22 protein-coding genes are annotated in these 23,310 nt (G+C 73.9%); 10 read left to right on the top strand and 12 right to left on the bottom strand.

Going from position 1 to position 23,310, the window contains the following annotated elements; translation table 11 throughout:
* Positions 1-20: 20 nt before the first annotated feature.
* Positions 21-785, top strand: a complete 765-nt coding sequence (locus FHR36_RS05995; protein WP_253794364.1) for a GNAT family N-acetyltransferase — start codon at positions 21-23, stop codon at positions 783-785.
* Positions 786-834: 49 nt separating this feature from the next.
* On the opposite strand, the gene FHR36_RS05990 is transcribed toward FHR36_RS05995, so the two are convergent.
* The 5 genes from FHR36_RS05990 to FHR36_RS05970 form a co-directional block, all read right to left on the bottom strand.
* Positions 835-1,806 carry an ArsR/SmtB family transcription factor gene (locus FHR36_RS05990; protein WP_253794362.1) on the bottom strand — a complete coding sequence of 324 codons (972 nt, stop codon included), beginning with the start codon at positions 1,804-1,806 and terminating at the stop codon, positions 835-837.
* A gap of 168 nt (positions 1,807-1,974) precedes the next feature.
* The gene (glnII, locus tag FHR36_RS05985) at positions 1,975-2,997 is read right to left on the bottom strand and encodes a glutamine synthetase (RefSeq protein ID WP_253794360.1); all 1,023 of its coding nucleotides are present in this window, start codon (positions 2,995-2,997) and stop codon (positions 1,975-1,977) included.
* A 188-nt stretch (positions 2,998-3,185) separates the two neighbouring features.
* Positions 3,186-4,100: an SCO1860 family LAETG-anchored protein gene (locus tag FHR36_RS05980; RefSeq protein ID WP_253794358.1), complete on the bottom strand. Its 915-nt coding sequence runs from the start codon at positions 4,098-4,100 to the stop codon at positions 3,186-3,188.
* A gap of 184 nt (positions 4,101-4,284) precedes the next feature.
* Positions 4,285-4,962, bottom strand: a complete 678-nt coding sequence (locus tag FHR36_RS05975; protein ID WP_253794356.1) for a uracil-DNA glycosylase — start codon at positions 4,960-4,962, stop codon at positions 4,285-4,287.
* Between the two features lie 65 nt (positions 4,963-5,027).
* Positions 5,028-6,122, bottom strand: a complete 1,095-nt coding sequence (locus FHR36_RS05970; protein ID WP_253794354.1) for an amidohydrolase family protein — start codon at positions 6,120-6,122, stop codon at positions 5,028-5,030.
* A gap of 147 nt (positions 6,123-6,269) precedes the next feature.
* Between FHR36_RS05970 and tmpA the strand changes: the two genes are divergently transcribed.
* The gene (tmpA, locus tag FHR36_RS05965; protein WP_253794351.1) at positions 6,270-7,847 is read left to right on the top strand and encodes a 2-trimethylaminoethylphosphonate dioxygenase; all 1,578 of its coding nucleotides are present in this window, start codon (positions 6,270-6,272) and stop codon (positions 7,845-7,847) included.
* Between the two features lie 90 nt (positions 7,848-7,937).
* Here tmpA and FHR36_RS05960 read toward each other — a convergent pair whose 3' ends face one another.
* Positions 7,938-8,705, bottom strand: a complete 768-nt coding sequence (locus FHR36_RS05960; protein WP_253794790.1) for a GntR family transcriptional regulator — start codon at positions 8,703-8,705, stop codon at positions 7,938-7,940.
* A gap of 271 nt (positions 8,706-8,976) precedes the next feature.
* Here FHR36_RS05960 and FHR36_RS05955 point away from each other — a divergent pair, with 271 nt between their 5' ends.
* The 6 genes from FHR36_RS05955 (at position 8,977) to FHR36_RS05930 (ending at position 14,135) form a co-directional block, all read left to right on the top strand.
* Positions 8,977-10,143, top strand: a complete 1,167-nt coding sequence (locus FHR36_RS05955) for an ABC transporter substrate-binding protein (protein WP_253794349.1) — start codon at positions 8,977-8,979, stop codon at positions 10,141-10,143.
* A gap of 8 nt (positions 10,144-10,151) precedes the next feature.
* Positions 10,152-11,102 carry an ABC transporter permease gene (locus tag FHR36_RS05950; protein WP_253794347.1) on the top strand — a complete coding sequence of 317 codons (951 nt, stop codon included), beginning with the start codon at positions 10,152-10,154 and terminating at the stop codon, positions 11,100-11,102.
* Positions 11,090-11,914, top strand: a complete 825-nt coding sequence (locus FHR36_RS05945) for an ABC transporter permease (protein WP_253794345.1) — start codon at positions 11,090-11,092, stop codon at positions 11,912-11,914. Before FHR36_RS05950 ends, FHR36_RS05945 begins: the two co-directional genes overlap by 13 nt.
* A gap of 19 nt (positions 11,915-11,933) precedes the next feature.
* Complete coding sequence (locus tag FHR36_RS05940; RefSeq protein WP_253794343.1) at positions 11,934-13,001, top strand: ABC transporter ATP-binding protein; 1,068 nt, start codon at positions 11,934-11,936, stop codon at positions 12,999-13,001.
* A 136-nt stretch (positions 13,002-13,137) separates the two neighbouring features.
* Positions 13,138-13,815 (top strand): HAD family hydrolase, encoded by a 678-nt coding sequence (locus FHR36_RS05935; RefSeq protein WP_253794341.1) that lies wholly within the window; start codon positions 13,138-13,140, stop codon positions 13,813-13,815.
* Complete coding sequence (locus FHR36_RS05930) at positions 13,815-14,135, top strand: DMT family transporter (RefSeq protein WP_253794788.1); 321 nt, start codon at positions 13,815-13,817, stop codon at positions 14,133-14,135. Before FHR36_RS05935 ends, FHR36_RS05930 begins: the two co-directional genes overlap by 1 nt.
* Positions 14,136-14,150: 15 nt before the next feature.
* On the opposite strand, the gene FHR36_RS05925 is transcribed toward FHR36_RS05930, so the two are convergent.
* The 4 genes from FHR36_RS05925 to FHR36_RS05910 form a co-directional block, all read right to left on the bottom strand.
* Entirely contained in the window at positions 14,151-15,377 is a 1,227-nt protein-coding gene (locus tag FHR36_RS05925) for a glycoside hydrolase family 3 N-terminal domain-containing protein (RefSeq protein WP_253794340.1), read from the bottom strand.
* A 75-nt stretch (positions 15,378-15,452) separates the two neighbouring features.
* On the bottom strand, positions 15,453-16,136 hold the full coding sequence (locus FHR36_RS05920; RefSeq protein WP_253794339.1) for a phosphonatase-like hydrolase: 684 nt from the start codon (positions 16,134-16,136) through the stop codon (positions 15,453-15,455).
* A gap of 101 nt (positions 16,137-16,237) precedes the next feature.
* Entirely contained in the window at positions 16,238-16,750 is a 513-nt protein-coding gene (locus FHR36_RS05915; protein WP_253794338.1) for a pyridoxamine 5'-phosphate oxidase family protein, read from the bottom strand.
* A 155-nt stretch (positions 16,751-16,905) separates the two neighbouring features.
* Positions 16,906-17,526, bottom strand: coding sequence for a phosphatase PAP2 family protein (locus FHR36_RS05910; protein WP_253794337.1), 621 nt, complete (start codon positions 17,524-17,526; stop codon positions 16,906-16,908).
* A 208-nt stretch (positions 17,527-17,734) separates the two neighbouring features.
* On the opposite strand from FHR36_RS05910, the gene FHR36_RS05905 reads away from it, so the two are divergent.
* Complete coding sequence (locus FHR36_RS05905) at positions 17,735-19,096, top strand: GAF domain-containing protein (RefSeq protein ID WP_253794336.1); 1,362 nt, start codon at positions 17,735-17,737, stop codon at positions 19,094-19,096.
* Here FHR36_RS05905 and FHR36_RS05900 read toward each other — a convergent pair.
* Positions 19,066-19,566 (bottom strand): SsgA family sporulation/cell division regulator, encoded by a 501-nt coding sequence (locus FHR36_RS05900; protein ID WP_253794335.1) that lies wholly within the window; start codon positions 19,564-19,566, stop codon positions 19,066-19,068. The two genes, FHR36_RS05905 and FHR36_RS05900, sit on opposite strands and share 31 nt — an antisense overlap.
* A 230-nt stretch (positions 19,567-19,796) precedes the next feature.
* Here FHR36_RS05900 and FHR36_RS05895 point away from each other — a divergent pair, with 230 nt between their 5' ends.
* Complete coding sequence (locus FHR36_RS05895; protein WP_253794334.1) at positions 19,797-20,759, top strand: hypothetical protein; 963 nt, start codon at positions 19,797-19,799, stop codon at positions 20,757-20,759.
* A gap of 56 nt (positions 20,760-20,815) precedes the next feature.
* Here the strand turns inward: FHR36_RS05895 and pepN are convergent, their stop codons facing one another.
* Complete coding sequence (gene pepN / locus FHR36_RS05890) at positions 20,816-23,299, bottom strand: aminopeptidase N (RefSeq protein WP_253794333.1); 2,484 nt, start codon at positions 23,297-23,299, stop codon at positions 20,816-20,818.
* Positions 23,300-23,310: the final 11 nt, after the last annotated feature.

The raw sequence follows: 23,310 nt of genomic DNA, 5'->3' as shown, positions 1-23,310 counted from the left end.
CGCCTCCTTACCATGGCGGAATGTCTGATGATCTTCTGAGTGTCGCCCTGGACTTCCGGATCGCCTTCGCCCGGCGCCAGGCCGCCCGGGTGATCGAGGTGGCGGGCGGCTTCGTCGTCCTGGACGAGGAGTTCCGCGGCTCGCACGAGCACAACCAGCTCTTCGTCGAACGGGCCGTCTCCGGCACCGACCTCGAAGGACTCGCCGACCGCACCCTCGGGCACCTGAACCACCGTCGGATCACCGTCCTAGACGACGCGCTCGGCCGGGCCGCCGCTCCCCTGCTCACCGCTGTCGGCTACGAGCACAGCGCCGAGGTGCTGATGGTGCACACGGGTACGGCGCCCGGCGACGGCGGGGCACGCACCGTCACCGCCGAGGACCTGCGGCCCGCCGAGCTCGGGCAGTGGCGCCGGTGGCTGCCCGACACCAGCGAGGAGGTGCTGCTCCAGCTCTGCAACCGGCGGCGGCTGCGGCACCGCGGCGCCGACCTGGTCGACTTCCTCGCCGTCCGGGACAGCGACGGCGCGATCGGCAGCTGGGCCGACCTCTACCAGGACACCACCACCGGCATCGCCCAGATCGAGGACGTCGCCACCGACGAGCCCCGCCGCGGCCGCGGCCTCGGCGACGCCGTCCTGACCTCCGCCCTGCACCGGGCCGCCACCACCCCCGGCCACCGCCTCACCTTCCTGGTCGCCCTCGCCGACGACTGGCCCCGCGAGTGGTACGCCCGCCGCGGCTTCACCCCGATCGCCCACACCCACGGCTTCACCCGCAGCTAGGGTCCGTCGCCGCCAGGCAGGCGGGGGCTCGAAGACGGACCCTAGGTCCTCAGGACCACGTCTCGGCCGCGGCCGCGAGCAGCGTCTCGGCGACGCCGGTGCGCCGGTAGAGGACCGAGCGGCCGGCGCGGTGCGAGGTGACGATGCCGGCCGCGCGCAGGGCGGTGAGGTGCTGCGAGACGCCGCCGGCGGACATGCCGGTGCGGTGGGCGAGTTCGGTGGTGGAGGCGGGCTCGGCGAGCTGGGCGAGCAGCAGCGCCCGGGCCCGGCCGAGCACGCCCGCGACGGCGTCCGGCACCTGCACCGGGGCCTGCTCCCAGAGCGAGCCGACCCCACGGGTCGGGTAGCACAGTTGGACGGCCTCCGGCGCGGCGTTGATGATCAGCACCGACGGCCAGACGAACGCGGACGGCACCAGCAGCAGCCCCCGCCCGGCGAGGCTGCCGGACTGCCCGCAGTCGGGCTTGGCCAGGCTGAGCACCTCCTCGCCCCACCGCACCCCCGGGTGGAGTTCGCGCAGCACCGCCGCCGCACCCTCGGCCGCGAACCGCCGTGACTGGTGCAGCACATCGGCTTCCAGGACGGCCCGCAGCCGGGTCCAGTGCGGGGCGAGCGCGATCCCCCAGTAGGTCCGGATCTCCTCGATCAACCGCGGCAGCCCGTCCGCCGGGTCCTCGTACAGCCGGCGCGCGGCCGGTCCCAGGTGCGGCAGCCGGTCGAGGTCGGCGCGCAGCCGGGTGTGGTCGGTGCGGGCGAGGGCGGCGAGTTCCGCGTCGAGGGTGGGCGCGGGCGCGGCGGGCGGCGGGGTGAGGAAGTCCGGGGCGTAGCCGTGCGGCGGGACGAGTTCGGTGAGCAGCCCGACGCCGCTCAGCCGCGGCCGGGTGCGCGCCACCCAGCGCCGGTGCAGCGGCCGTACGCCGTCGGCGTGCAGCGTGCGCAGGCTGGTCAGGACCTCCCAGAGCGGCGAGAGGGCGAATCTGGTCTGCCCCAGGTCGGTGGCGGAGAAGGCGAGTTCGAGCATCGGCACCCCCGTGGTTGCGGCCCGGCCCGCCGGTGTGGCGGCATCGCATTCTCTCCCGTCCACCGGCCCGTGCCCGAGCGGTCCGGCCGGAGCTGCGGACAACGCGAAACGTCCGCCGGCCCCGAGGGGACCGGCGGACGCCGCGTGTTGTGCTCGATGGAGCCGGGATCAGACCTGGCCGGCCTTCTCCAGCGCCTCGCAGCAGGTGTTGACCAGGAGGCGGGTCACCACGTACGGGTCGACGTTGGCGTTCGGGCGACGGTCCTCGATGTAGCCCTTCTGCTCCACCTCGACCTGCCACGGGATGCGGACCGACGCGCCGCGGTTGGAGACGCCGTAGGAGTAGACGTTCCACGGGGCGGTCTCGTGCTTGCCGGTCAGGCGGGACTGGATGTCGTCACCGTACTGGTTGACGTGCTCCAGCACCTTCTCCTGCGAGGCGCCGAGCGACTCGCAGGCGGTGATGATCGCGTCGTAGCCCTCGCGCATCGCCTTGGTGGAGAAGTTGGTGTGCGCACCCGCGCCGTTCCAGTCGCCCCGCGCCGGCTTGGCGTCCAGGGTGGCGTCGATGCCGAACTCCTCGGCGGTGCGGTAGAGCAGGTAGCGGGCGATCCACAGGTCGTCCGAGACGGTCAGCGCGTCGACCGGGCCGATCTGGAACTCCCACTGGCCGGGCATGACCTCGGCGTTGATGCCGCAGATCGCGAGGCCCGCGTCGATGCAGCGGTCGAGGTGCAGCTCGACGATCTCGCGGCCGAAGACCTCCTCGGCGCCGACACCGCAGTAGTAGCCGCCCTGCGGGGCCGGGAAGCCGCCCTCCGGGAAGCCGAGCGGGCGGGAGCCCTTGAAGAAGGTGTACTCCTGCTCGATGCCGAAGATGGCCTCCTGGGAGGAGTACTTCTCGGCGACCTCGCGCAGCAGGGCGCGGGTGTTGGTCTCGTGCGGGGTACCGTTCGTCTCCAGGACCTCGCAGAGGACCAGGATGTTGTCACCACCGCGGATCGGGTCCTTGCAGACCTTCACCGGCTCGAGTACACGGTCCGAGGCGTGGCCCTCGGCCTGGTTGGTCGACGAGCCGTCGAAGCCCCAGGTGGGGATCTTGTCCGCGTTCGGCAGCACCCGAGTCTTGGAGCGGAGCTTCGCGGTCGGCTTGGTGCCGTCGATCCAGATGTACTCGGCCTTGATTGCCATTGCGGTGAACCTCACTGCTTGGGTGGTGGGTGCCCGCGTAGCGTCGCAAGCCGCCGTTTCCCGGTTGTTCCTCCTATGTAACGCCCATGTGAACCAACCGTCCGCAGCGGCACGCTCACGGTCGGACAGTGCCAGTCCCACCAGGTGGACGCATCCGTGAGACGGACGGGCCGGCCCGGGCCGGCCGTTCAGTGGCGACGGGCGTGCGTGGCACGGCGGCGACGGGTCATCCAGAGCGCCGCGCCGCCCGCCACCAGCAGGGTCACCCCGCCGGCCACCAGCGGCACCGTCCCGTTGGCACCCGTGGACGCCAGCGACTCCGACGCCTGCGCGGGGACCGGCCGGGCCGCCGCGGAGGTGGGCGCCGCGGCGGGGGCCGAGGAGGAGGGGACGGAGGCCGGCACCGGCTTCTCACAGCTGACCGAGGCCACCGTGACGGTGCCCTCGACCTTGGCCACGTTCAGGTTGAGCGGGTTGACCACCAGCTTGACCTGAAGCGCGGAGGCGGCCGCGGTGGTGCTGGTCACGGTGCGCCTGGAGAACTCCACGTCCACCGAGCCGACCCCGGGCACCTCGACGTGGCTCGGCCCGTTCAGCCCGACCGTGACCGACTTGCCCAGCACCGTCACCTTGGCCGGCGCGACCACCTTGGCGGTGGGCTGGCCGTCGACCGGACAGCTCACCTCGGCGCTCAGCGCCTCCAGGCCGACCAGCGTGGTCAGCGGCAGGCCGGGCGCGTGGACGTCCGCGTCGACCAGCTTCACCGAGGCGCTCGCCCCGCTGTCGTCCGCCTTGGTGACCGACTGGCCGACCTGCGCCTTCACCAGGGTGACCGGGCGGTTCTGGTCCACCCCGTCGACCTTGGCGGTCAGCATCGCACCGTTCTGCTGGGCCGGGGACTGCACCTTGTTCAGCGCGACGTTCACCGGCACGTCCACCGCTTTGTTCAGCAGACTGACGTCCAGGTCGAGCTCGGCGGTGACGGCACTGGCCTTGCCCGGCCTGGCGGCGTCCGCCGCCCGGGCCACCGACATCGGCAGCGTGACGGCGAGCGCGCCGGCAGCGAGCGACGCAGCCACGACGGAACGCAGGACAGCGGACATGACGGAACCCCCAGAGGTGACGAATGAACCGAGCGCGCCTCGAACTCACCCTGCGCGCAGGGCACTTGAGGGTGAGGGGCGTACGCTCTCGACTGAACGCCAGTCTCTTCGAACAATCCGTCACAAGAGCAACACAGAGCGTCAGTTCACTCCTTCGGGTGAGGTTGACGCCCGGGGGTGACGGTCAGGCCAGCCGCCAGTCCACCGGCTGCGCACCCTGCCGTACCAGCAGCTCGTTCGCCCGGCTGAACGGCCGCGATCCGAAGAAGCCCCGGTCCGCCGACATCGGGCTCGGATGCGCCGACTCGATCGCCGGCACCTGCCCGAGCAGGGGGCGCAGGTTACGGGCGTCACGCCCCCACAGGATCGCCACCAGCGGACCGCCGCGCTCCACCAGCGCCCGGATCGCCTGCTCGGTGACCTCCTCCCAGCCCTTGCCGCGATGCGCGGCCGGCCGGCCCGGCGCCGTGGTCAGCGCCCGGTTCAGCAGCAGCACGCCCTGGCGCGTCCACGGGGTGAGATCACCGTTGGACGGCGGCGGGAACCCCAGGTCCCGCCCGTACTCCTGGTAGATGTTGACCAGGCTGCCCGGCAGCGGCCGCACCTCCGGCGCCACCGAGAAGCTCAGCCCCACCGCGTGCCCCGGCGTCGGATACGGGTCCTGACCCACGATCAGCACCCGCACCTCGTCCAGCGGCTGCTGGAACGCCCGGAGCACCACCGGGCCCGGCGGGACGTAGGTGCGCCCGGCCGCCAGCTCGGTGCGCAGGAAGTCGCCCATCGCGGCGATCCGCCCGGCGACGGGCTCCAGGGCCTTGGCCCAACCGGGTTCGACGATCTCGTGCAGGGGTCGCGGTGCCATGACGATCACCCTATCGGCCGCCTGGGACAGACTTGACTGCGCGGTCCCGCGATGCTCCGCCTCCCCTACGGGCCGACCACCCGGCCGCGCAGCACCACCAGGCTCGGCGCCGCCAGCACCCGGACGTCCGCGCGCGGGTCCGCCTCGTACACCACCAGGTCGGCCGAGGCGCCCTCGGTCAGCCCCTCCCGGCCCAGCCACGCCCGCGCCGACCAACTCGCCGCCGACACCGCCTCGGTGGCCGACAGGCCGGCCTTCACCAGCTCCGCCACCTCGTCCGCGACCAGCCCGTGGGCGAGCGAACCGCCCGCGTCCGTCCCGACGTACACCGGGATGCCGGCCTCGTGGGCCGCACCCACCGTGTCGTACCGGCGCTCGTGCAGCCGCCGCATGTGCGCCGACCACGCCGGGAACCTGCCCTCGCCACCGGCCGCCAGCGCCGGGAAGGTGGCGATGTTGACCAGCGTCGGCACGATCGCCACCCCGCGGGCGGCGAACTGCGGGATCAGCTCCTCGGTGAGGCCCGTCGCGTGCTCCACGCAGTCGATCCCGGCCGCCAGCAGGTCCGGCAGCGACTCCGCCGCGAAGCAGTGCGCCGTCACCCGGGCCCCCTCCGCGTGCGCCGCCGCGATCGCCTCGCGCAGCGCGTCCCCGGGCCAGCACGCCGCCAGATCGCCGCGCTCGCGGTCGATCCAGTCGCCGACCAGCTTCACCCAGCCGTCGCCGCGCCGCGCCTCGGCCGCGACGTACGCGGCCAGGTCACCCGGCTCGATCTCGTGCGCGTAGTTGCGGATGTAGCGGCGGGTCCGGGCGATGTGCCGGCCGGCGCGGATGATCCGGGGCAGGTCCTCGCGGTCGTCGATCCACCGGGTGTCCGCGGCCGACCCAGCGTCGCGGATCAGCAGGGTGCCCGCGTCGCGGTCGGTGACCGCCTGCTTCTCGCTGGTCGCCTCGTCCACCGCGCCGTGCGCGTCCAGCCCCACGTGGCAGTGGGCGTCCACCAGCCCCGGCAGCACCCACCCGGTCACCGTCCGCACGTCCCGCGCCCCGGTCGGCCGCTCGAACGTCACCCGCCCGTCGACCACCCACACCTCGTCCCGGACGTCCTCCGCCGAGACCAGCACCCGACCCGTGATGTGCAGCACCGCGCCATCGCTCATGCCCCGCACTCTACCGAGCGACACCCGGACCGATCGTTGGTGTTCCGGCCGGGTGGTGTTCATCCGGTGGGCACTCGGGGGACGGGCGGGCTCGGTTGGCTGATCCACCTGGCGAAGTTGGCTGTACAACTCTGGAGGGATCCGCCCATGAGCCTGTCCCCGTACTGGCTGCGCGACAACTGTCCGTGCGTCGAGTGCCGCGATCCGCGCAACGGGCAGAAGCTGTTCCAGGTCGGCGACCTGCCGGACGGGCTGGCCGTCGCCGAGTCCGTCGAGGACGGGGACGCCCTGGCCGTGCTCTGGTCGGACGGGCACCGGTCACGGTACCCGCTGGCCTGGCTCGCCGGGACGGACGAGGGTGACGGCCGGACCGAGGACGGCAAGCAGCTGTGGACGGCTGCCGACTTCGGGCCCGGCCTGCCGGAGGCCGACTGGTCCGCCTACCTGGGCGACGAGCGGGAGCGGGCCGCCGTACTCGCCGCCGTCCGCCGCTCCGGCTTCGCGCTGCTGCGCGGCGTGCCGGCCGTGGAGCGCCAGGTGCTGGAGGTGGCGCGCAGCTTCGGGTACGTGCGCGAGACCAACTACGGCGAGCTGTTCGACGTCCGGGTCGAGCCCGACCCGACCAACCTGGCGTTCACCGGCGCCGCGATCGCCCCGCACACCGACAACCCGTACCGCGACCCGGTCCCCACCCTGCAGTTGCTGCACTGCCTGCGCAGCGACGCCACCGGCGGCGACTCCGGCCTGGTGGACGGGTTCACCGCCGCGGCCGTGCTGCGCGAGGAGTCCCCGGCGGACTTCGCCGTCCTCACCCGCACCCCGGTGCCGTTCGTCTTCCGCGACCGCCGCACCGAACTGCGCGCCGACCGTCCGCTGATCGACGTGGACGGGCGCGGCCGGATCCGCGAGGTGCGGTTCAACAACCGCTCGATCGCCACCCTGCGCGGGCTGACCACCGCCGAACTGGACGCCTTCTACACCGCGTACCGCCGCTTCGCCGCGATCACCCTGCGACCCGAACTGCAGCTGACCTTCCGGCTCGCCCCCGGCGACTGCCTGGTCTTCGACAACACCCGCCTGCTGCACGCCCGCACCGCCTTCGAGACCGGGGAGGGCCACCGCCACCTCCAGGGGTGTTACGCCGACCTCGACTCGCTCGCCTCGCACCACGCCGTCCTGGAGCGCCGGACCGCCGCCCTGGACACCCTTGAGCAGCTGTTCGAGGGCGAGGGCGCCGGCGAGTACCTGGGCGAGGCGGTCACCCTGGCCGGGCACATGCTGCAGGCCGGCGCCCTCGCCGAGGCGGCGGGCGCCCCCGCGCACCTGGTGGCGGCGGCGCTGCTGCACGACGTCGGGCATTTCCACGGTGCGGGACTGCGGCTGATGCAGGGCGAGGACAACCGGCACAGCCACACCGGCGCCGACTGGCTGGGCCGCTGGTTCGGCCCCGACGTCACCGAGCCGATCCGGCTGCACGTCGCCGCCAAGCGCTACCTGTGCACGGCTGAGCCCGGCTACCGGGCGAAGCTGTCGGAGGCGTCCGAGTACACGCTGCGGGTGCAGGGCGGCCCGATGACGGAGGAGCAGGCGGCGCAGTTCGCCGCTCACCCCGGAGCGACGGACGCGGTGGCGGTCCGCCGCTGGGACGAGCAGGCGAAGGACCCGGACCTGGAGACTCCCCCGTTCGCCCACTTCCGCCCGCTCCTGGCCGAACTGATGGCGTAAACCCCAAGAGGGGCGCGAGGAACTGCGCGACCAACCACGCTCTACCTGAGTGCATGGTCGGTCGCGCAGTTCCTCGCGCCCCTGAAAAACCTAGTCGGAGTCCCGCGCGTGGCGGGAAAGCGCCGACGATGCCAGCGAGTTGTGGATGGAGAAGGCCACCGTCCCCGGCAGGTAGCGGTCCTGGGACCACTCGACGGGGGTGCCGGTCGGGTCGGTGGTGCGTCGCTTCTCGCGCAGGAGCGGGCTCCCCCGGCGGCAGCCGAGGAGGCGGGCGTCGTCGGCGTTGGCGGCGACCACGTCGATGGTGTGGTCCGCGTCGGTGAACAGGATGCCGTGCTCGCGCAGGGGTTCGGTGTGGGAGACGACGTCCGGCGGGAGTTCGGCGACGAGTTCGCCGACGCGGGGCGGGTAGACGGTGCGTTCGACCATGACCGGCGTGCCGGAGAGGGTGCGCAGGCGGAGGGTGACGTACACGTCGGTGCCGGGTTCGAGGCGCAGTTGTTCGCGTTCGGCGGCGTCGGCGGGCCGGCGGATGAGGGATTCGAGGCGGCCGCCGGGCTCTTCGCCCATGGAGCGGGCCCAGTGGGTGAAGCTGAGGAGTTCGGAGAAGCTCTGGACGCGGGCGCTGCCGAGGACGACCCGGCGGGTGCCGCGACGGGATGTGACGAGTCCGTCGGCCCGGAGCATGGCGAGGGCCTGGCGGACGGTGCCGCGGGAGACGCCGTACTGCTCGGCGAGGGCGCCCTCGGCGGGCAGTCGACCGGCGTCCCCGAAGCTGCCTGAGGTGATCGCTTCGCGCAGGTCGGCGGCCACCTTGCGGTAGAGCGAGCCGGCGGCGCGGTCCGGGTCGGGTGCCACGTGAGTCAAGTTCCCTCTCCTGGGGCGGTGCAGGCGCGAGGAGACCGCGCGTACACCACTGACTGTAGCCGCTGCCGATCAAGCGGGGGCGCTCGCGAAGTCACCGTTCCCACAGCCGCCCCCTGTACTGGGCCATCCGTTCACCTTCCCGTCACCGGACTCGGGCGTACTTACCCCCGGCAGCCAAGTTGGCTGGCCAACTTGGCTCAGCCTTCAGCTGACCCGCACCTTCGCGAACCCTTCTGCTCCACTTCCCCCAGGAGACCCTCCCGTGACCGTGCACCGCCCCCGCGCCGCTGCTCTCGCGGCCGTGCTGACCGTTGCCGCGCTGTCCCTGTCCGCCTGCGGCTCCGCCGGTTCGGCCAAGTCCGGCGACGCCGCCAAGGGCGGCGCCAAGGCCGCCAAGGACGCCACCTCCGCCGCCGACTTCGGCGGCATGGACGCCCTGGTCGCCGCCGCCAAGAAGGAGGGCAAGCTGCACGTCATCACGCTGCCCAAGGACTGGGCGAACTACGGCAAGATCATGGACTCGTTCAAGGCCAAGTACGGCATCGAGATCGAGGACGAGAACCCGGACGGCTCCAGCCAGGACGAGATCAACGCGATCAAGTCCCGCCAGGGCCAGGACCGTGCGCCGGACGTGGTCGACCTGGGCAGTGCCTTCGCGCTGTCGGCGGCCGCCGAGGGCATCCTGGCGCCCTACAAGGTCGCCAACTTCGACAAGATCGCCGACACCATGAAGGACCCGAACGGCCTTCGCGTCAACGACTACGGCGGCTACATCTCGATCGGTTGCGACGGCAAGAAGGTCGCCAACTGCCCGAAGACCTTCGCGGACCTGCTGAAGCCGGAGTACAAGGGCCAGGTCGCGCTGAACGGCAACCCGACCAAGTCCGGTTCGGCGTTCGGCGGCGTGTACGCGGCCGCGCTGGCCAACGGCGGTTCGCTGGACAACATCCAGCCCGGCATCGACTTCTTCGGCAAGCTGAAGCAGTCCGGCAACTTCAACCCGGTCGAGTCGACCCCGGCCACCATCGAGAAGGGCGAGACCCCGATCTCGATCGACTGGTCGTACCTGAACGCCGGCTACACCGACGAGTTCAAGGGCAAGGGCATCGACTGGCAGGTGTCGATCCCCTCGGACGGCTCCTACGCCCAGTTCTACAACCAGGCCATCAACAAGCAGGCTCCGCACCCGGCGGCCGCCCGCCTGTGGCAGGAGTACCTGTTCAGCGCCGAGGGCCAGAACCTCTTCCTGGGCGGCTACGCCACCCCGGCCCTGTTCGACGCGCTGAAGAAGGACGGCACCCTGGACGCCACCGCCGCGGCCAAGCTGCCGACCGTCGAGAAGCCCTTCACCACGTTCCCGTCCCAGGACCAGATCACGGCCGCCAAGAAGGTCGTGACCGAGAACTGGGCCAAGGCGATCGCGGGCTGATCACCGACATGACCACGGCTCCCACCCCGGTGCCGACCCCGGCCGCCACTGACACCAGTGGCGGCCCGGGGGCCTCCCGCACCGCTTCCCCCACTCCCGCCACCGAGCGTCGCCGCCTGCGCGGCGGCTCGTGGCTCGCCACCGTGCCGCTGCTGGCGTTCTTCGCGATCGCCTTCGGCCTGCCGGCGGTCGCCATCGTGACCGGCGCGTTCACCGTCTCCAGCGACGCGCCGACCGGCGGCGGCTCGTTCACCACCGCCAACCTCACCGACTCGGTGCACGGCGCGTACTGGACGGCCCTGCTCTCCAGCCTGAAGCTGTCCGCGCTCACCGCGCTGATCGGCACCGTCGTGGGCGTGCCGATCGCCCAGGCGGTGGTCACCTCGCGCTTCCGCGTGCTGCGCGAGGCGGTGCTGACCGCCTCCGGTGTGCTGGCCAACTTCGGTGGCCTGCCGCTGGCGTTCGCCTTCGTGGCGACCCTCGGCAACGCCGGCGAGGTCACCAAGATGTTCCACCTCACCGACCACGGCTGGTCGCTGTACAGCTTCACCGGCCTGTCGGTCGCGTACCTGTACTTCCTGGTGCCGCTGATGGTGCTCACCATCACCCCGGCGCTGGACGGGCTGCGCACCCAGTGGCGCGAGGCGGCGCAGAACAACCGGGCCACCGCGCTGCAGTACTGGCGGCACGTGGCACTGCCGATCCTGTTCCCGTCGCTGCTCGGCGGCTATGTGCTGCTGTTCGGCAGCGCGTTCGCCGCGTACGCCACCGCCGCCGCGATGGTCGGCGCGACCGTACCGCTGATCAGCCGGCAGATCGCCGACGCGCTGTCCGGCAACGTGCTGGTGGGCCAGGGCAACCTGGCGCTGGCGCTCAGCCTCGACATGATCATCGTCGCCGTCCTGGTGATGGCCGTCTACCTGCCCCTGCAGCGCCGGAGTGCTCGATGGCTCAGCTGATCTCCCGCCTGCGCGTGTGGCGCGGCGCCGTCCTGCTGCTGGCCGGGATCTACTTCCTGGTCCCGATGGCGGCCTCGGTCTGGTTCTCCATCGACGACGTCAACGGCATCGGCTTCGACGCCTACACCGGCCTGCTGAGCGCGCCCGGCTTCACCGACAGCCTCTGGCTGACCCTGGGGCTGGCCGCGGTCACCGTGGTCGTGCTCCTGCTCCTGCTGGTGCCCGCGATGATCGCCGTCCGGCTGGGGTCGCCGCGGCTGCGCCCGGTGCTCGAAGTGGTCTGCACCCTCCCGCTGGTGGTGCCGCCGGTGGCGCTGACCGCCGGACTGATCGGCGTGCTGCGCTGGGGCCCGGACTACCTGATGGACACGCCGTTCTTCCAGACCTTCGTCTTCATCCAGCAGCCGGAGTTCCCGCTGGTGCTGGTGATCGCGTACGTGCTGATGGCGCTGCCGCTCGCGTACCGCGCCCTGGACGCGGGTCTGCGCGCGGTGGACGTCCGCACCCTGGTCGAGGCGGCCCGCAACTGCGGGGCGAGCTGGCCGCGCGCGGTGTTCGCGGTGATCCTGCCCAACCTGCGCGGCGCGCTGCTGAACGCCTCCTTCCTCACCCTGGCGCTGGTGCTCGGCGAGTTCACCGCGGCCTCGATCCTCGGCTACGAGCCCTTCTCGGTCTGGATCTACTCGGTCGGCAACAGCCAGGGGCAGATGTCCGTCGCGGTGTCCGTGCTCAGCCTGCTGATCACCTGGGTGCTGCTGCTCCTGCTGGCCGCCGCCGGCCGCGAGCGCCACCACAAGACCGCCACCTCCTGAGCCTCACCGGAGAACCCCCATGAGCACCGCCACCCTGGCGAAGACCGCCACCAGCGCCACCGTCGAATTCCGCGCACTGCGTCGCACCTTCGGCGCCACCACCGCGCTGGACGGCCTCGACCTGACCGTCAACCCCGGCGAACTGCTGGCCCTGCTCGGCCCCTCCGGCTGCGGCAAGACCACCGCGCTGCGGATCCTGGCCGGCTTCGAGAGCCACGACTCCGGCCAGGTCCTGGTCGACGGCGAGGACGTCACCCGGATCCCCGCGCACAAGCGCGACGCCGGCATGGTCTTCCAGTCGTACAGCCTCTTCCCGCACCTGACCGCCATCGACAACGTGGCCTTCGGGCTGCGGATGCGCGGCACCGGCAAGGCCCAGCGCCGCCGCCGCGCCCAGGAGCTGCTGGAGCTGGTCGGTCTGCCGCAGCGCGCCGAGCACTACCCGCACCAGATGTCCGGCGGGCAGCAGCAGCGCATCGCGCTGGCCCGCGCGCTGGCGCTGCAGCCGCGCGTGCTGCTGCTGGACGAGCCGCTGTCGGCGCTGGACGCCAAGGTGCGGCTCAACCTGCGCGAGGAGATCCGGCGGCTGCAGCAGGAGCTGGGGATCACCACCCTGTTCGTCACCCACGACCAGGAGGAGGCGCTGTCGATGGCCGACCGGGTCGCGGTGCTGCGGGCCGGCCGCCTGGAGCAGTGCGCCGCGCCGTCCGAGCTCTACGCCCGGCCGGCCACCGCGTTCGTCGCCGAGTTCGTCGGCACGATGAGCCGGATCCCGTGCGAGCGGGCCGGCGAGGGGACCGTCAGCGTGCTGGGCCGCCGCCACGCGGTGGACGGCGCGATGCCCGCCACCGGCGACCTGCACGTGCTGGTGCGGCCGGAGAACGTCCTCCTGGCGCCGTCGCCGCAGGGGCCGGCGCTGGTCGTCTCGGCGTCCTTCCTCGGCGCGGTCACCCGCCTCACCGTCCGGCTCGCCGACGGCACCGAGATCAAGGCCGACCTGCCCACCGAGGGCGCGACCGCCCTGCCGGTCGGCTCCGCCGCGGACATCGCGCTGCCGGACCGCCCGGTCCTGGTCGACCGGCGATAGCCCGACAGGGGCTCGGGGAACTGCGAGGCCGACCCGGGATCGGCGCAACTCGCGAGGTCGGCCGACCCCGGGGTCGGCCTCGCAGTTCCCCGAGCCCCCTTGTCACGTTCACTTTCTCTCCACCTAAGGTACCGCCATGCCTGATTCCTCCCCTGCCGCCGTCCTGTTCGACATGGACGGCACCCTGGTCGACACCGAGCACCTCTGGTGGCAGGCCGCCGCAGAGCTCGCCGCGGAACTCGACCTCACGCTCACCGACGCCGACCTGCCGGAGGTCCTCGGCCGAGCCGTCGAGCACACCGCGGCGCACCTGCACCGCACCAGCCGCACCGCCCGCCCGGAGGCGGAGCTGGTCGAGCGGCTGAACGACTCGTTCTCCGCCAAGGTGGCCGCCGAGGTCGTGCCGCGGCCGGGCGCGCTGGCGCTGCTCGGTGCGCTGCGCGCGGCGTCGGTGCCGACCGCCCTGGTCTCGGCGTCGCCGCGCCGGGTGGTCGATCTCGTCCTGCACGCGATCGGCGACCACTGGTTCACCACCACCCTGGCCGCCGAGGACACCCCGGTGACCAAGCCGGACCCGGCGCCGTACCTGGCCGCCGCCGAGCGACTGGGCCTGGCCCCGGCGGCCTGCGTGGCGGTCGAGGACACCCCGACCGGCGTGGCGTCGGCGCACGCCGCAGGCTGCGCCGTGCTGGCGGTGCCGTCCACCGTGCCGATCCCGGCCGCCGAGGGCGTGACCCTGCTGGAGAGCCTGGAGCAGGCGGACCTGACCCTGCTGGCCGGGCTGACCGCGCCCGCCGACCGGCCGGCCGCGTGATGCCGTACCTGCTGCTCGCGCTGGCGATAGCCAGCGAGGTCTGCGCCACCAGTCTGCTGAAGCTCACCGACGGGTTCTCCCGGCTGTGGCCGAGCCTCGGGGTGGCGCTGGGCTACGTGTTGTCGTTCTTCCTGCTCGGCCGGGCGCTGAAGCACATACCGGTGTCGGTCGCGTACGCGGTCTGGTCCGGGGTGGGCACCGCGGCGGTGGCGGCCATCGGCGCCACGTTCTTCGGTGAACCGCTGGGCCGGCTGCAGTGGTTGGGCATCGGCGTGGTGATCGTCGGGGTCGTGCTGCTCAACCTCCGTACCAGCCACTGAGGTCGGGCACCGGCCTCAGTGCAGCCCGCCCCGCAGGGCATCCACCCGGGCCACCGCCGCATCGAACTGGGCGCGGTCCAGGCTGCCGTCGCGCAGGCCCGCGGCCAGCGCGGCGGCGGCCGCGTCGCCCTGGGCGACGTCGCGGGCGGAGCACAGCAGCAGGTCCACCCCGGCCTTGGCGGCGCCCACCGCCCGGGCCCCGGTCCCGCCGTACGCACTGAGCGCCTGCGCCTCCAGCGCGTCGCTGACGGTCACCCCGCGGAAGGCGAGCCGCCCGCGCAGCTCGCCCTGGACCACCGTGGGCGACAGTCCGGCGGGCCGGCTGCCGTCCAGGGCGGGGTAGACCGCCCAGGAGAGCATCACCAGCTTCACGCCGGCGGCGATCGCCGGGCCGTACGGCACCTCGTCCACCCCGCGCAGCCGGGCCGCGGAGGCGGGCAGCACCACCGGTCCGGTGTCGGTGTTCGCCCCGGCGGGCGCGGTGCCGAGGCCGGGGAAGTGCTTGGCGGTGGCGGCGACGCCGGTCGCCTGCTGGGAGCGGATGAACGCGGAGCCCAGCCGGCCGACCGTCGCCGGGTCGTCGCTGTAGGAGCGGCCCAAGCTGTCGGAGAAGTCGCCGGGCGTGCTGAAGACGTCCAGCACCGGGGCCAGGTTGAGGTTCAGCCCGTAGCTCGCCAGGTTGGCGCCTGCCGCGGCGCCGGTGCGCTGGGCGGCGGCGACCGGGTCGGCGGACAGCCCGACCTGCCGGGCGGACTCCTCGGGCGCGCCGGGCAGCCGCCGGACCCGGCCGCCCTCCTGGTCGGTCATCAGCAGCAGCGGGCCGCCGCCCGGGCTCTGCGCCTGCGCCCGGCGCAGCCGGTCGACCGCGGTGCGGAGGGTCTGCGGGTCGGGCACGTTCTCGGAGAAGAAGATCACCCCCGCCACCCGGCCCTCCCGGACGGCCTGCAGCAGCGCCTCGGGCGGGGTCGGCCCGGGGTAGGAGTAGACGACCCGCCGCCCGGCCAGCTGCTCCGGGGAGGTGGCGGGGGGCGTGCTGCGGGTCGGCGAGGGCGAGGCGGGCGTCGGGCTCGCGGATGTCGGCGTGGGTGTGGGCGTGCCCGCCGCCGAGGTGGGCGGCGAGGCCGAGGCGGAGGTCGACGGGGCCGACGGCGCGCCGGAGCTGCTCGGCGCGCCGCCGCCGGACCCGCTCGAGCACGCGGCGAGCAGCAGTACCGCACCAGCGACCAGCCACCGGAAGCCCATGACCAGAGCTAACCACGGGCAGCGCGCGGGCGCGGGGAACGGCGCACTCCGGTTCCCCGCGCCCCCGGCGCCGGTTCAGCCGAGCAGGGCCGGCAGCTCCGCGATCGAGGCCAGCACGTGGGTGGCACCGTCTGCGCGCAGCCGCTCCTCGCGGTGCGCGCCGGTCAGCACGCCGGCCACCACCGAGGCGCCGGCCCGGGTACCGGTGAGCATGTCGTAGCCGGTGTCGCCGGCCACCGCGACCTGGCGGACCGAGTCGGTGCCGGTGCGCAGCAGGGCGGTCAGGGCCAGGTCGGGGTAGGGGCGCCCGCGGCCGGCCTCGGCCGGGCAGAGGGTGAGGTCGGCGATCCGCTCCCAGCCGAGCGTCTTCAGGATCAGGTCCTGGGTGGCGCGGGAGAAGCCGGTGGTCAGCACCACCTTGCGGCCGGCCGAGCGGAGCTGCTCGATCGCCTCGGCCGCGCCGGGCAGGGGCCGGCACAGGCCGCCGTCGACCAGCTCGTGGTACGCGGCCTCGAAGGCGAGGTTGGCCTGCTGGGCCCTGGCCTCGTCGCCGAACAGGTGCCGGAACACGGAGATCTTGGACTCGCCCATGGTGGCGCGGACGTGCTCGACCATCCGGGCGTGCTCGGGGGTGGCGTGCGCCACGCCGAGCGAGGCCGCGGCGGCGTCGAAGGCGCGCTCGACCAGGCCGTCGTCGGCCACGGTGGTCCCGGCCATGTCCAGGACGACCAGCTTCACGTCAGTGCTCGTGTCAGTCATGCGGACAGCCTTCGGCGGCCAGGTGTCCGCAGGTCGTCCGCCCGGCGACCGGCGGGTGAATCACCCGAAAAGTTGTACAGCCAACCTCGCGCGGGCCTCGGTCAGCGCACCACCCGGGCCTGCAGGTAGTGGCGACGGCCGAACTGCGGCTCGTCCACGGCGGTCAGCTCCTCCACCTGGAAGCGGTACAGCGCGGCCGCCCCGGCGCCGGCCAGGAACTGCTCACGCACCTCCGGGTCCTGGGCGAAGGCCGGGTACCGCCCCTGGTACGCGGCGAGCGCCGCCTCCGCCTGCCGGCCCCACGCCTCGCCCGCGCTGCCGGTCAGCTGGATGCCGCGCAGCTGCTCGCCGAAGACCGGCGGCGGCAGGAACACGGTGGCGGCGGCCCTGGCCTCCTCGGCCAGGTGCAGGCTGTGCCGGGTGGAGCGCTCGCTGACGAAGTAGAGGACCAGATCCTCGTCGTACGCGAAGAAGGCGAGGTTGGCGTGCGGGCCGCGCTCGTGGCCGGCGGTGGCGAGGGTGAGCACCATGCTCTCCGACAGGATGCCCTCGACCCCCTTCGCCAGCTCCGGCGCGGGCCAGTCGCCCTGGGTGACGTCGAGGCGGTACGGCATGGGGCATCCCTCCGCGGTGCGGGTACCTGGCGGCCAGGCTTCACATGCTCTCCCCGGGTGACGGCCCGCACAAGAGGCCCTCAGGCCGCCCCGTATGCCGACGGCCGGCCGGTCCACCCGAGGACCGACCGGCCGCCACCGGGGGGAACCGCCCGCTATCCGAGGACCGGCCCGAGCCGTCCGGCCCGCAGCCGGACCACCACCGGCGCCGCCCGCCCGGCGAGCAGCGCGACCGGTACGGCCACCGCGACCCCGACCAGCGCGCCGACCGCCACGTCGTGCGGGTAGTGCACGCCGACCCACACCCGCGAGGCGGCCATCAGCACGGCGGCGACGCCGGCGATCCACCCGAGCCGCCGGTCGGCGAACCAGAGCGCGGCGGCGGCCGCGAAGGCGATCACCGCGTGGTTGCTGGGGAAGGACCAGTCCCCGGCGCCGGGGCAGGCCTCCAGGGTGAAGCTGCCGGCGATCTGCCGGCACGGCCGGTTCTCCTCGATCAGGCTCTTGAACACGGAGTTCACCGCGTAGGCGAGGACCACGATCGCCGGCGCGGCGAGCACCCGGGCCATCACCGCGGGGCCGGCGCCGCGGGCGCGCCACCACCCCCACAGCATCAGGACGGCGAAGAGCCCGAGGCCGAGGTCGGACCAGACGGTGACCAGCCGGTCGAGCCAGTCGGGCGCGTCGGCGGCCCACCCGGTCACCCGGGTGTAGAGACCGCCGTCGATCCCGCTGCCGTCGTAGGCAAGGAACGAGGAATGAACAGAAGGAGACACAGGGACAACATGTACCAGAACGGATGCGAGACGCGGATCACTGACCGCCGCGGACCGGGGTGAGGTCGGCGGAGCTCCCGCACCGAAAACCGACCAGTCTGCCCGACCCGCACCGTCCGGAACGACTTCTTTCCCTCCCCCGGCATGTCCGTCCGATCCGGCCTTACCCTGGCTGCCGACGGTGGACGTTTCGACTGACGGGGGCGGAATGCAGCGGAGCACACGACTGTCCCCCGGACGGCTCCGACCGGTCACCCGCGCCGCGCTGGCCCGCGCCCACGAGCGCGCCCTGGCCGGCGACCCGCCGCAGAGCGACGACGTCCGCCCCGAGATCGGCGACTCCTGGGAGCGGCTGCGCCGACTCGGCCTCGACCCCGAACTCGGCCGGAGCGTCCACCGGATACCCCCCGCCGAACTCGAGCACCGGCGGCGCGAGAACGGCCTGGACGAGGTCATGCCGGTCCTGCGCACCACCCTGCTCGCCCCCGGCGCCGGCACCCCGCTGGTGCTCGCCGTCTCCGACGCCCGCGGCCACCTGCTCTGGCTGGACGGCGACCGCCGGCTGCGCCGCGAGGCCGGCGGCATCGGCTTCGAGGAGGGCGCCCGCTGGGCCGAGGACGACGTCGGCACCAACGGCATCGGCCTGGCCGTCCGCACCGCCACCCCGTCCCGGGTCCACTCCTACGAGCACTACCTGCGCAGCCACCAGACCTGGACCTGCACCGCCGCGCCGATCCGCGACCCGCGCACCGGCCGGCTGGCCGGCGTGGTCGACCTCAGCGGCCCGGCCCACGCGGGCACCCCGTACCTGATGCAGCTCACCCTGACCGCCGCCCGGCTGGCCGAGACCGAGCTGCGCGCCCGCCACCTCGAGTCGCTGCACCGGCTGCGGACCGTCGCCTGCCCGCTGCTCGCGCGCTTCACCGGCCCGGCCGTGGTGGTGGACGGCGCCGGCTGGACCGCGGCCGCCGTCGGACTGCCCAGCGCGCCCCGGATGCACCTGCCGCCCGAGGGCTGGGGCGCCGCCGCCACCCAGTGGCTGCCCACCCTCGGCGAGTGCGCCGTCGAACCGCTCGCCGACGGCTGGCTGATCCGCCCGCTCGGCAGCCCGCCCGCCGCGGTCGCCGAGCAGGGCGAGGGCACCCGGATCACCCTGGACCTGCGCCGGCCCGACCGGCCCGAGCTGCACCTGGCCGGCGCGGCCGGCACCTGGTCGCACATCCCGAGCCCGCGCCACGCCGAACTCCTGCTGCTGCTGGCCGTCGACCGCGCCGGGCTGACCGCCGCCCGGCTGGCCGGGGCACTGTTCGGCGACCCCGCGCGCACCGTCACCGTGCGCGCCGAACTCTCCCGGCTGCGCCGCCACCTCGGCGGCCTGCTCGACCACCGGCCCTACCGGCTGGCCGCCTCCGCCGAGGTCGCCGTCCTCGGGCCGCCGGAGCCGTACGACCTGCTGCCGGGCTCCACCGCACCGGCCGTCCGCGAGCTGCGCGCCGCGCTGGCCGCCGGCACGCAGCGACTGCCCGGGCCGCGCGGGGGTCAGCCGCCGGCCAGCAGCTCCGCCAGCTGATCGTCGGTCGGCAGTCCGACCGACTCCTGCCCGGCCGGCACCGCCTCGTACGTGCGCAGCAGCCAGGCCCGCACCCGCGGCTTGGACGCCTCCAGCAGGGCGCTGCCGTGCGGGGACTCCAGGGCGAGGTGCAGGGTCGACCCGTGGCACGGGCAGTACGCGGGCCAGAGCTTGATGTCGCCCTGGCCGCTCAGCGACTCCAGGCCGTCCCGGAGCAGTTCACGAGAGAAGACCCAGTCCGCCTCGTCGGGCCGCCCCAGGTGGAAGGTGAGACGCACCTCGTACGGACGCTCGGCGTCGTACCGGAAGCGGGTGCGCACCTCTCCCACCAGGTCCTGCTCGAGCGCGATCCGCAGGGTCAGGACCTCCTCGACCACCGCCGGGGGTGCGGTGGGCCGGCCCGGTTCGTCGCCCGTGGGGGTGGCGGCGAGGGGCTGGCGGGAGGAGGCGGACAGCGGGTCGCGCGGCATGACGGTCTCTCCGAAGCGGCTGGGTACCGACCAAGACTCCGCCACCGGAATCCTTCCGGCAAGGGTTGCAAGGGGTTGCAACGCGACCGCCCGCCGGGAATCCGACTGTGCGTCAACTCCCGTCGGCCCCATGGGACTCGCCCGTCCCGTATCCGATCGGTCACGGGTCTGGCGGCACGTCCGCCGGTCGCTGGTAGTCTCGTCCGACACAGCGAGGGAGGGGAACCGGGGTGGCGCTCCGCGAGCACTCCAGGGCGGTGCACGACACCGTCCGGCACGGCCGGCACGGTCGGCCGAAGCCGTTCGGCGGCCGGTTGCGCCTGCCGACCCTGCGCTTCTCCGGGGCGGCGATGGCGATGTCCACCGTGGTCGGGATCAGCCTCGCCACCACCTGGCTGCTGAACGAGCAGCAGCAGGTCGGCCGGCGGCCCGGCACCTCGGTCGGCGCCAGCCCGCCGGTGCCCAGCGCCGACCAGGCCGCCGACGCCGCCGAGTCGCCCTCCCCCGCCCCGACCGGACCGGACCGCCCGGCCCTGGCCGACACCGCCGCGAGCGCCACCGCCCTGCCCGGCGCGCGACCGTCCGCCACCGCCGGCAAGGTGGCCGCCCGCCCGGCCGGCGCCACCAGCGCCGCGCCGAGCACCTCGGCCCCCGACCCGGCCCAGGAGACCGCCGCGGCCTCGCCCTCGCCGTCCGCCACGCCGGCACCCACCGGCGGGCCGGCCGGTGCCACCCCGGTCGCCCCGACGCCCACCACGGCGAAGCCCACCGCCACGACTCCGACCACGCCGAAGCCCACCGCGCCGGACACCGCCTTCGCGGGCACCGCCGCGGTGGAGGCGCTGGGCCGCTCCGGCAACCGGCACACCGTCGAACTGACCGTCGGCACCCGGCTGACCGCGCTGCAGGTGGAGTTCCGGCTGCGCCGGCCGGACGCGCTGCCCGGCACCACGCCGTGGACCGACCTGCCCGGCACCGTGGTCACGGTGGCGCTCGACCGGGACACCCTGGTCTACCGCTTCACCGTCCTGCCCGGCCCGGACCTCGGCCCCGGCACCTACACCTTCTCGGTCACCGGCGCCGTCCCCGCCGCCGGCCCCACCACGCCCGCCGAGACCTGGACCGCCTCGGCCTTCGCCCTGACCGACGACCCGCACGCGGTCGCCGCCCGGGGCGGCTTCCCCGCCTGGTGAGCGCCGCGGCGCGCGGGGAGATCCGCGCGCCGCGGCAATCCGGGACCTACCCCGACCTAGCCGCGGACCCGGTGGGCGCGGCGCAGGTCGTCGGTCTCGTCGGCCAGCACCCGCCGGACGGACGGCGTCAGCTCCGACTGCCGCAGGCACTCCTCCGCGAGGGCGAGCGTCTCCGCGGTCGCCCGGCTCTTCGGGAACAGCGCGTGCCCGAGCACCCGCGCCACCGTGTCCCCGCGCCCGCCCGCACCCGGCAGCTCGGCGAAGTAGCGCCGCACGTACCGCTGCTGGAGCTCCTCCTCACCCGAGCGCCAGAAGCCCTCGGCGGTCGCCCGCAGCAGGTGGTTGGAGAGCGTGCCGTCGGTGAACATCTCCTGCCAGGCCCGCTCCTTGGCCTCCGGCTCCGACCGGGCGGCCCGGGCCCGGGCCGCGCCCAGCTCGGCCTCGGTGCCGGGGTCGCGCAGCAGCTCCACCGCGATCTCGGTCTCGCCCGCCGCACCCTTGGCCGCCAGCCGGGCCATCGCCGACCAGCGCAGCTCGGGGCTGAGCGCGAGGCCGGCGGGCAGGCCCTCGCCGACCAGCCAGCCACGCAGTTCGTCGAGGTCGGCCGCGTTCGCCGAGCTCTCCACCGCGGCGCGCAGCGCGGCGAGCCGCAGGCTCTGTCCGACGCCCTCGCGGCGCAGCAGGGCGCGGGCGGTGCGGGAGACCACGGCGATCGCGTCGGGCCGCGCGTCGGGGTCAAGGTACCGGCCGGCCGCGTTATCCGCGGCGAAGGCGAGCACCGCCTCGACGATGCTGACCGCGCTCTCGCCGGGCAGGTGCCGCTCGACCATCTCCAGGTACGCGGCGGGCGTCAGCTCCCCGTCGCGGACCAGGTCGCGGGCGTGCTCCCAGAGCAGCGCCCGGGTCTGCTCGTCCTCGATGTCGCCGAGCGAGGCGGTGAGCACCTCGCGGGAGCGGTCGTCCAGCCGGAGCTTGGCCCAGGTGAGGTCGCCGTGGTTGGGGACGATCAGCTCGGGCTGGTCGTCGAGGAGTTCCGGTACGGCCACCCGGCCGCCGGCCGGCACCTCGACGGCCGCGCCGGGCCAGGCCCGCAGGTAGGGCTCGACCATGGCGTACGCGCCGACCCGGATCAGGTGCGGCCGGCTGCCCTCGTTGACCACGGTGACCGAGCGGAGCTTCCCGCTGTCGCGCTCGGTCTCCACCCGCAGGGTGTCGACGCCGCTGGTGCGCAGCCAGGCCTCGGCCCAGCCGTGCACGTCCCGGCCGCTGGCCTCGGCCAGCGCGGCCAGGAAGTCGGCGAGCTCGGCGTTGCCGTACCGGTGCCGGGCGAAGTAGGCGTTGATGCCGCGGAAGAAGGCCTCGTCGCCGAGCCAGGCGACCAGCTGGCGGAGCACCGAGGCGCCCTTGGCGTACGAGATGCCGTCGAAGTTGACCACGGCCTCGGCGACGCTCTGCGTGCCGTTGCCGGCCACCGGGTGGGTGGAGCCGCGCTGGTCGGCGTCGTAGCCCCAGCCCTTGCGCTTGACCGCGAAGCCGGTCCAGGCGCCGTTGAAGCGGGTGGCCTCGGCGGCGACCCGGTAGCCGAGCATCTCGGCGAAGGACTCGTTCAGCCAGAGGTCGTCCCACCAGCGCATGGTGACCAGGTCGCCGAACCACATGTGGGCCATCTCGTGGCAGATCACCATGGCCCGGCTCTCCCGGTCGGCGTCGGTCGGCTCCGAGCGGAACAGCATCTCGTCGCGGAACACCACGCAGCCCGGGTTCTCCATCGCGCCCCAGTTGAACTCGGGCACGAACGCCTGGTGGTACTCGCCGAACGGGTAGCGCTCGTCGAACAGCTCGTGCAGCCGGTCGAACGAGGCCCGGGTGACCTCGAAGATCTCCTCCGCCTCGCGCTCCAGCTCGGCGGCGAGCGAGCGCCGGGCGTGCAGGCCGAGCGGAATGCCGTCGTGCTCGCCGCGGACCGAGTGCAGCGGGCCGGCCACCACGGTGAACAGGTAGGTGGAGATCGGCCGGGTCGGGGCGAACTCCCAGCGGCCGTCGGCGGATTCGGTCACCGCGCCGTTGGCGACCGCCGTCCACTGCGGCGGCAGGGTGGCGCGCAGGGTGATCGGCGCCTTGAGGTCGGGCTGGTCGAAGCAGGCGAAGACCTTGGGCGCCAGGTCAGGGCCGCAGGTCGCGTACAGGTAGACCTCGCCGTCGGCCGGGTCGGTGTAGCGGTGCAGGCCCTCGCCGGTGCGCGAGTAGCGCATCTCCGCCTCGACCAGCAGCTCGTTCTCGGCGGCCAGGCCGGGCAGGGCCAGTCGGTTGCCGTCGAGGCCGGCCGGGTCGAGCGGCCGACCGTTGAGCTCGACCCGGTGCAGTGCGGCCGGTTCGAGGTCGACGAAGGCGTCCGCGCCGGGCTCGGCGCAGTCGAACCGGATCACGGTGGTACTGCCGAACACCTCGCCGCCGCGGGTCAGGTCGAGGTCCACGGTGTAGGAGCGGACGTCGAGCAGGCCGGCGCGCAGGGTCGCTTCGGTACGTTGCAGAGCTGGCATTCCTGCATGCT

The sequence above is a fragment of the Kitasatospora cinereorecta genome (genome assembly GCF_024172095.1).
Classification (GTDB): domain Bacteria; phylum Actinomycetota; class Actinomycetes; order Streptomycetales; family Streptomycetaceae; genus Kitasatospora; species Kitasatospora cinereorecta.
This window is presented reverse-complemented; position numbering and strand designations above follow the sequence as displayed.

Bases quoted from the DNA above. Each gene is read 5' to 3' on its own strand.
- FHR36_RS05995 (WP_253794364.1), top strand. From the start codon at position 21: ATGTCTGATGATCTTCTGAGTGTCGCCCTGGACTTCCGGATCGCCTTC.
- FHR36_RS05990 (WP_253794362.1), bottom strand. From the start codon at position 1,806: ATGCTCGAACTCGCCTTCTCCGCCACCGACCTGGGGCAGACCAGATTC.
- glnII (WP_253794360.1), bottom strand. From the start codon at position 2,997: ATGGCAATCAAGGCCGAGTACATCTGGATCGACGGCACCAAGCCGACC.
- FHR36_RS05980 (WP_253794358.1), bottom strand. From the start codon at position 4,100: ATGTCCGCTGTCCTGCGTTCCGTCGTGGCTGCGTCGCTCGCTGCCGGC.
- FHR36_RS05975 (WP_253794356.1), bottom strand. From the start codon at position 4,962: ATGGCACCGCGACCCCTGCACGAGATCGTCGAACCCGGTTGGGCCAAG.
- FHR36_RS05970 (WP_253794354.1), bottom strand. From the start codon at position 6,122: ATGAGCGATGGCGCGGTGCTGCACATCACGGGTCGGGTGCTGGTCTCG.
- tmpA (WP_253794351.1), top strand. From the start codon at position 6,270: ATGAGCCTGTCCCCGTACTGGCTGCGCGACAACTGTCCGTGCGTCGAG.
- FHR36_RS05950 (WP_253794347.1), top strand. From the start codon at position 10,152: ATGACCACGGCTCCCACCCCGGTGCCGACCCCGGCCGCCACTGACACC.
- FHR36_RS05945 (WP_253794345.1), top strand. From the start codon at position 11,090: ATGGCTCAGCTGATCTCCCGCCTGCGCGTGTGGCGCGGCGCCGTCCTG.
- FHR36_RS05940 (WP_253794343.1), top strand. From the start codon at position 11,934: ATGAGCACCGCCACCCTGGCGAAGACCGCCACCAGCGCCACCGTCGAA.
- FHR36_RS05935 (WP_253794341.1), top strand. From the start codon at position 13,138: ATGCCTGATTCCTCCCCTGCCGCCGTCCTGTTCGACATGGACGGCACC.
- FHR36_RS05930 (WP_253794788.1), top strand. From the start codon at position 13,815: ATGCCGTACCTGCTGCTCGCGCTGGCGATAGCCAGCGAGGTCTGCGCC.
- FHR36_RS05925 (WP_253794340.1), bottom strand. From the start codon at position 15,377: ATGGGCTTCCGGTGGCTGGTCGCTGGTGCGGTACTGCTGCTCGCCGCG.
- FHR36_RS05920 (WP_253794339.1), bottom strand. From the start codon at position 16,136: ATGACTGACACGAGCACTGACGTGAAGCTGGTCGTCCTGGACATGGCC.
- FHR36_RS05915 (WP_253794338.1), bottom strand. From the start codon at position 16,750: ATGCCGTACCGCCTCGACGTCACCCAGGGCGACTGGCCCGCGCCGGAG.
- FHR36_RS05905 (WP_253794336.1), top strand. From the start codon at position 17,735: ATGCAGCGGAGCACACGACTGTCCCCCGGACGGCTCCGACCGGTCACC.
- FHR36_RS05900 (WP_253794335.1), bottom strand. From the start codon at position 19,566: ATGCCGCGCGACCCGCTGTCCGCCTCCTCCCGCCAGCCCCTCGCCGCC.
- pepN (WP_253794333.1), bottom strand. From the start codon at position 23,299: ATGCCAGCTCTGCAACGTACCGAAGCGACCCTGCGCGCCGGCCTGCTC.